The following is a 6,273-nucleotide window of genomic DNA, read 5'->3' on the forward strand; positions in this document are numbered from 1 at the left end:
GACGCCCGGACAGTGTCCGGGCGGTCGGCGTGACGCAGCACTCGGTGCAGGCCGTCGGCGACGCGCAGCGGCTCAGTCCAGGCAGGCCGCGACCAGGGTGGCGAAGTCCTCCGGGGTGAGGACCTCGACGCCGAGCTCCTGGGCCTTGACGGCCTTCGAACTCGGCTTGCCGCTCGCGGACGGTGCGGCGACCAGGTACGTGGTCCGCGAGTTGACGCCGCTGCCCACCCGCCCGCCGGCCTTCTCGATCAGGGCGCCCATCTCGGAGCGCCCCCAGCCGTCGAGCGGGCCGGTCATCTTCCCGGTGACCACGACGGTCTTCCCGGTCAGCGGTCCCTCGACCGGCGCCTCGGACCCCTCCTGCCGCGGCTCCGTCATCGAGACGCCGGCGGCGATCAGCTTGTCGATCACCGGAGCCAGCGCGGCGACCTGCTCGACGACGACCGGCGCCTTCTCCGGGCCGATGCCCTCGACGTCCTGGAGGACGGCCGCGTCGGCCGCGCGGATCGCCTCCATCGTGCCGAAGTGCGCGGCGATGCGCCGGGACATGCTCCGCCCCGTGCCCGGTATGCCCAGCGCGCAGAAGACCCGGCTGAGCGGCCGCGACTTGGCGAGCAGGATCTGCTCGGCCAGCTTCGCGCCCCGCTTGGCGCTGCCGGACGCGGCCGTGAGCTGCTCCTCGGTGAGGGTGAACAGGTCGGCGACGTCCCGTACTTCGCCGCCGGCGATCAGCGCGTCGACGTACTTCCTGCCGAGGCCGTCGATGTCGAGGATGTCGCGCCCCGCGGCGTACTCGATCAGTGGGGCCAGCGCGCAGGCGGTGCCCTTCCCGCAGCGCCACCGCTCCTGGCTCCGGTCGATCTCGCCGCCGCAGTGCGGGCACTCCTCCGGCAGCGGGACCGGTACGGCGTCCTGGGGCCGGAGTTCGACGACGGCGGCCTGGACGCGCGGGATGATGTCGCCGGCCTTGTGGACCGTCACGGTGTCGCCGAGGTGGAGGTCGCGCCGGAGGATGTCGGCGGGGTTGTGCAGGGTGGCGCGGGTGACGGTGGAGCCGTCGAGCTCGACGGGATCGAGTATCGCGGTGGGCGCGAGCACGCCCGTACGTCCGACCTCCCAGATCACGTCGCGCAGCACGGTCTGCCGTTCGACGGCGGGGAGCTTGAAGGCGATGGCCCAGTAGGGGAAGCGGCTGCCGAGCCCGACGGCGGCCTGCTCGGCCGCGCTGTCCGCCTTGATGACGACGCCGTCGATGCCGAACGGCAGGGCGGCGCGCATCGCGGCGATGGCGTCGACCTTCCGCTGGGCCTCGGCCAGGGTGGCCACCACGTGCAGTCCGGCCGGGGTCGCGGCCGTCGTCCGCACTCCCGCCCGCTCGACGGCGGCCAGGGTCTCGGCGTGCGTGGCCCCGGCGGGCGGGAACGCGCCGTCGTCGAGGCCGACCGCGCCGTACGCCCAGAACGTCATCTCCAGGCGGTAGGGCCGGTCCTTGGCCCGCAGGGTGCCCGCCGCGCCGTTGCGCGGGTTGGCGAAGACACCGGCGCCGTGGGCCGCGCGAATCTCGTTCGCGGTGTCGAACTGCTCCTGGGTGAAGAGGACTTCGCCGCGCGCCTCGAAGGTGAGCGGTTCCGCCAGCCGCTCGGGCAGACCCTCGATCGTGCCGATGACGTGGCTGACGTCCTCGCCCTGCGTGCCGTCGCCCCGGGTGATGATCTGCACCAGCCGGCCGTCGCGGTAGCGGGCGGCGACGGCCGCGCCGTCCATCTTCGGCTCGACGGTGAACCCGCCCGTCGGCTCCTGTCCGAGGCGGCGCCGGAACGAGGCGCCCCAGGCCTCCAGTTCTCCGGGCGTGAAGACGTTGTCGAGGCTGAGCAGGCGCGTGGTGTGGGCGACGTCGCCGACCGGCGCGGCGCCGTCGGCCACGCGGGCCGTCGGCGAACCCTCGACGACGGCGTCGGGATGCTCCGCCTCCCAGGTCTTCACCGCCACCAGCAGCCGGTCGTAGGTCGCGTCGTCCATCAGGCTGTACCCCGCGCCGAAGTAGGTGCGGGACGCCTCCCGCAGCCGCTCGACGGCGGCCTCGTACGCGGCGGGGCTGGTGATGCCGGGCAGGCCGGAGCGCGCCTCATCGGCGGAGGTGATCGTCATGGGGATCATCCTTGCTCACACCACTGACAACGCCCCCTGCGCGGGGCCCGCTCAGCCGGTGGCGCCCGGGTGGGGCGTCAGCTCCGCAGCAGCATCGCGAGCGCCACGACGGTGAGCAGGCCGATGTACGACCAGGCGTGGGCGCGGTCCGGAATGCGGGGCGGGCGGCGGCGGAGGAGCGCGATGACGGGGACGGCGCCGAGGAGCAGCGCGGCGGCGGCGTACGGGTCGACCAGCCCCACGAGGCCGGAGTGCGTCGTCGCGGCGGCGAGGGGCGGGGAGCCCGCGAGGGAGACGAGGGCGGCCGGGAGCGCGATGGCGAGGGTGAGGGGGTTGGCCAGGGCGGTCGCGTGCCGCATGGGGTGACCTGCCCTGCGCATGGCGGGGACGGTCATGACGCTGCCTCCCACCCCGAGGAAGGCGGCGACGGCGCCGATGGGCAGGCCTGTCGTGGCGGGCAGCGGCCGACCGGCGTCCGCCTTTCCCTCCCCGGGTCGCGTCGCCGAGTCCGCCTCGCCCGCGTCGGATCGCGTCGCGGCGTCCGCCCCGCCCTCTCCGGGTCGCGTCGACGCGTTCCCCGCTGCCGGCTCGGGTCGTGTGGCGGGGCGCAGGAAGCCGGGGCGGAGCAGCAGGTCGAGGGCCGTGAGGGCGACGTAGCCGACGAAGGCCCAGCGGACGAGGGCGGGCGGGGCGAAGCGGGTGGCGCAGGCGCCGAGGCAGGCACCGGCCGCGAGCAGGGGCAGGAGAGGGCCGGTGCCGCGCAGGGCGCGCAGGACGTGCCGCGGGGTGACGGCCGTGGCGAAGGCCGCGTTGACCAGCATGACCAGGGCGGAGGTGGCCGTGGCCACGCGGATCGCCTCCGTGCCGAGCGCGGTGTCCGCCCACACCACGACGGGGACGGCGACGAAGCCGCCGCCGAATCCGAACAGCACGGTCGTCGCCCCGGTGAGGAGCCCGATCGCGATCAGCACCACCATGTCCATGTCCATGGGGCCAAGCCCATCAGCTCACCGGTCGTGCCCGCATGCGATGGTCGGCGGAGTTCCTTCGCGTCTCGGCCAGTACGGTGGGCCGGTGAAGAACATCCCGCTGGACGAGGTCGACCACGTCGACCGGGCCGTCCTGCCGATCGGCACCGACTACCCGGCCGGGCACGTCCTCGACTGGCACGAGCACCGGCGCGCGCAGTTCCTGTACGGGGCGACCGGCGTGATGGTCGTCGACACCGCCGACGGCACCTGGACCGTCCCGCCCGAGCGGGCCGTGCTCATCCCGGCCGCCACGCTGCACCGGGTGCGGATGCTGGGCGTGAGCACCCGCAGCCTGTACGTGGAGCCCGGCGCCGTTCCGTGGTGGCCGGCCCGCTGCACCGTCGTGGACGTCCCGCCGCTCCTGCGGGAACTGCTGCTCTCCGCCGCCGAGTTCCCGGCGGAGTACAGCGTCGCCGGGCGGGAGGGCGCCGTCGTGACGCTGCTGCTGCACGAGATCGCCGCGCGCTCCCCGCTGCCCTTCCACGTCGACATCCCCGCCTCCGGGGACCTCGCGGCGCTGTGCCGCGCGTACCTCGGCGCCCCGGACGCCGCCGTCACCAACGCCGACTGGGCCGCCCGTACCGCCCAGAGCGAGCGGGCCTTCACCCGGCGCTTCCGTGCGGAGACGGGCGAGAGCCCGGCCGTCTGGCGGGTCCGTGCCCGGCTCCTCGCCGCCGTCCCCCTGCTCCGTACCGCGCCGGTGACCGAGGTCGCCGGGCGCCTCGGCTACGCCTCCCCCGCCGCCTTCACCGCCGCCTTCACGCGCGCCTTCGGTCTCCCCCCGTCCCGCTTCGGGGCGAGCCGCACAGCTCACCGGGGAGCGTGAGGCCCCGGTCGTCGCTCAGCGCCGCCGGCCTCGAATCGGGCGCGCGGCTCGCCGCGCCGGCGGCCGACCAGGGCCGGTGGAGCGGGTCAGCAGGTGTTGACGGCCGCCGTCGTCGACCCGGTGCCCGAAGCCGGGCACGGGCCACTTGTCGAACTGCCGGGAGCCGGTGAGGTCGGCCGGACGGGCCGGGGGCGTGTCAGGCAGTCAACGCGTCACTGTCCACTTCTGGTTGGCGCCGCCTCCGCAGGTCCAGATCTGCAGGCGGGTGCCGTTGGCGGAGGTGTTGCCCGTCGCGTCGAGGCACTTGCCGGAGCGGGGGTTGACGATGTCGCGGGCGGCGTTGGCGGTCCAGCGCTGGGCTTCCGTGCCGTTGCAGTCCCAGAGCTGTACGGGGGTGCCGTCGGCGGTTCCGGCGGAGGTGACGTCGAGGCACTTGCCGAGGGCGCGGATGGTGCCGTCGGTCCCCACGGTCCACCGCTGGGCGGCGGTGCCGTTGCAGTCGTAGAGCTGGACGGGGGTGCCGTTCGCGGTGTTCGCCCCGGCCACGTCCACGCACGTGCCGCCGATGCCGGTGATCGGACCGGCGGTGGCGGGGCCGTCGGCGGTGGTGACGCGGACGTGGTCGACGACGAGCTGCTGGGGGAAGGCGGTCGAGCCGTCGGGGTCGCCGGGCCAGTAGCCGCCGACGGCGAGGTTCAGGATGAGGAAGAACGGCTTGTCGAAGACCCAGGTGCGGCCACCGAGATCCGTGGGGGTGCGGGTCTGGTAGACCGCGCCGTCCACGGTCCAGGTGATCCGACCCGGCGACCAGTCCACGGCGAAGGTGTGGAAGGCGTCGGCGAAGGCCTGCCCGCCGGGCAGCGTGTACGCGGCGCCGATGCCGCCGGAGCCCGAGTACCCGGGGCCGTGGAGGGTGCCGTGGACGGTGGAGGGTTCGAAGCCGACGTTCTCCATGACGTCGATCTCGCCCGAGTTCGGCCAGCCGACCTGGCCGATGTCGTCGCCGAGCATCCAGAACGCGGGCCACATGCCCTGGCCGCGCGGCACCTTCATGCGGGCCTCGACGTGTCCGTACCGGGTGGTGAACCGGCCTGCGGTGTTCAGCCGGGCGGAGGTGTACTCGCACCTCCCGTACCAGCACTGGTAGTTGCCCGGGTTCTCCTTGCGGGCGGTGATGACCAGGTGGCCCTGGCCGTCGAGCGCGGCGTTGCGGTTGCCGGCCGTGTAGTACTGCCGTTCGTGGTTGCTGACGTTGTCGCCGGTCTCGATCTGCCAGCGCGTGCCGTCCGCGGCGGAGCCGGCCGGTCCGTCGAAGTCGTCGGAGAAGGTGACGGCGGCCGCCTCGGCGGCGGGGGCGGCCGCCCGGGCGGGGGCGGTGTCGCCTGCCGCGCCTGCCGGGCCCGGGCCGAGGGCCGCGACGGCCAGGGCCAGGGTGAGGGCCGTGACCGCGGTGGTCAGCGGTCGCAGGCGTGAGCGGGAGGAGGGCATGACTCTCTCTTCCGTGGGGTGGGGGGGACGGGTCGAGCCACTTCATCGCGACCATGATTTAAGGAATGAATTAAAAGGGCGTCAAGGGTTGCGGCACCCCTTGCCACCCTGAGGAGGGGTGCCTCTCCGTGCGGGGCCGTGACTCTCCGATGGTGCCCGTTTCGTTTCCGCAGGTCCGTACGCCGTACGATTCCCCCGATTGCCACGTTGCGCTTTACACCGTCCGAAGGAGATTTCCATGGCCCAGGTCACGCTGAAGGGCAACCCGGTTCAGGTCAACGGCGCCCTGCCCGCCCCCGGCAGCCAGGCCCCCGACTTCACGCTCGTCGCCGAGGGGCTCGCGGACAAGTCGCTGAAGGACTTCGCGGGCCTGCGCAAGGTCCTCAACATCTTCCCGAGCGTCGACACCCCGACGTGCGCCTCCTCGGTCCGCGCGTTCAACGAGAAGGCCGGCGAGCTGGACAACACGGTGGTGCTCTGCATCTCCGCCGACCTGCCCTTCGCCCAGGCGCGCTTCTGCGGTGCCGAGGGCCTCGAGAACGTCAAGAACCTCTCGACCCTCCGCGGCCGCGAGTTCCACACCAACTACGGCGTGGAGATCGCGGACGGCCCGCTGGCCGGCCTGACCGCCCGCGCCGTCGTCGTCCTCGACGAGAACGACCAGGTCCTGCACGCCGAGCTGGTCGGCGAGATCGCCGAGGAGCCCAGCTACGACGCGGCCCTCGCGGTCCTGAAGTAGTCACCCGCGGCCCAGGCCGCGACGCACGCGAGGAGCCCCTC

The 6,273-nt window shown here is 73.8% G+C and carries 5 protein-coding genes; 2 read left to right on the top strand and 3 right to left on the bottom strand.

Going from position 1 to position 6,273, the window contains the following annotated elements:
- Nucleotides 1-72 precede the first annotated feature (72 nt).
- On the bottom strand, nt 73-2,148 hold the full coding sequence (gene ligA / locus ACFCY7_RS39225) for an NAD-dependent DNA ligase LigA (RefSeq protein ID WP_376490868.1): 2,076 nt from the start codon (nt 2,146-2,148) through the stop codon (nt 73-75).
- A gap of 77 nt (nt 2,149-2,225) precedes the next feature.
- Nucleotides 2,226-3,131, bottom strand: a complete 906-nt coding sequence (locus ACFCY7_RS39230; RefSeq protein ID WP_376490872.1) for a sulfite exporter TauE/SafE family protein — start codon at nt 3,129-3,131, stop codon at nt 2,226-2,228.
- A gap of 91 nt (nt 3,132-3,222) precedes the next feature.
- Between ACFCY7_RS39230 and ACFCY7_RS39235 the strand changes: the two genes are divergently transcribed.
- Nucleotides 3,223-4,005, top strand: coding sequence for a helix-turn-helix domain-containing protein (locus ACFCY7_RS39235; RefSeq protein WP_376490869.1), 783 nt, complete (start codon nt 3,223-3,225; stop codon nt 4,003-4,005).
- Nucleotides 4,006-4,209: 204 nt separating this feature from the next.
- On the opposite strand, the gene ACFCY7_RS39240 is transcribed toward ACFCY7_RS39235, so the two are convergent.
- Nucleotides 4,210-5,493 carry a ricin-type beta-trefoil lectin domain protein gene (locus tag ACFCY7_RS39240; protein WP_376490870.1) on the bottom strand — a complete coding sequence of 428 codons (1,284 nt, stop codon included), beginning with the start codon at nt 5,491-5,493 and terminating at the stop codon, nt 4,210-4,212.
- Nucleotides 5,494-5,731: 238 nt separating this feature from the next.
- Here ACFCY7_RS39240 and tpx point away from each other — a divergent pair, with 238 nt between their 5' ends.
- Nucleotides 5,732-6,232 (top strand): thiol peroxidase, encoded by a 501-nt coding sequence (gene tpx / locus ACFCY7_RS39245; RefSeq protein ID WP_376490871.1) that lies wholly within the window; start codon nt 5,732-5,734, stop codon nt 6,230-6,232.
- Nucleotides 6,233-6,273 lie beyond the last annotated feature (41 nt).

Origin of the sequence: Streptomyces sp. NPDC056361 (assembly GCF_042262805.1) — a bacterium.
GTDB lineage: Bacteria > Actinomycetota > Actinomycetes > Streptomycetales > Streptomycetaceae > Streptomyces.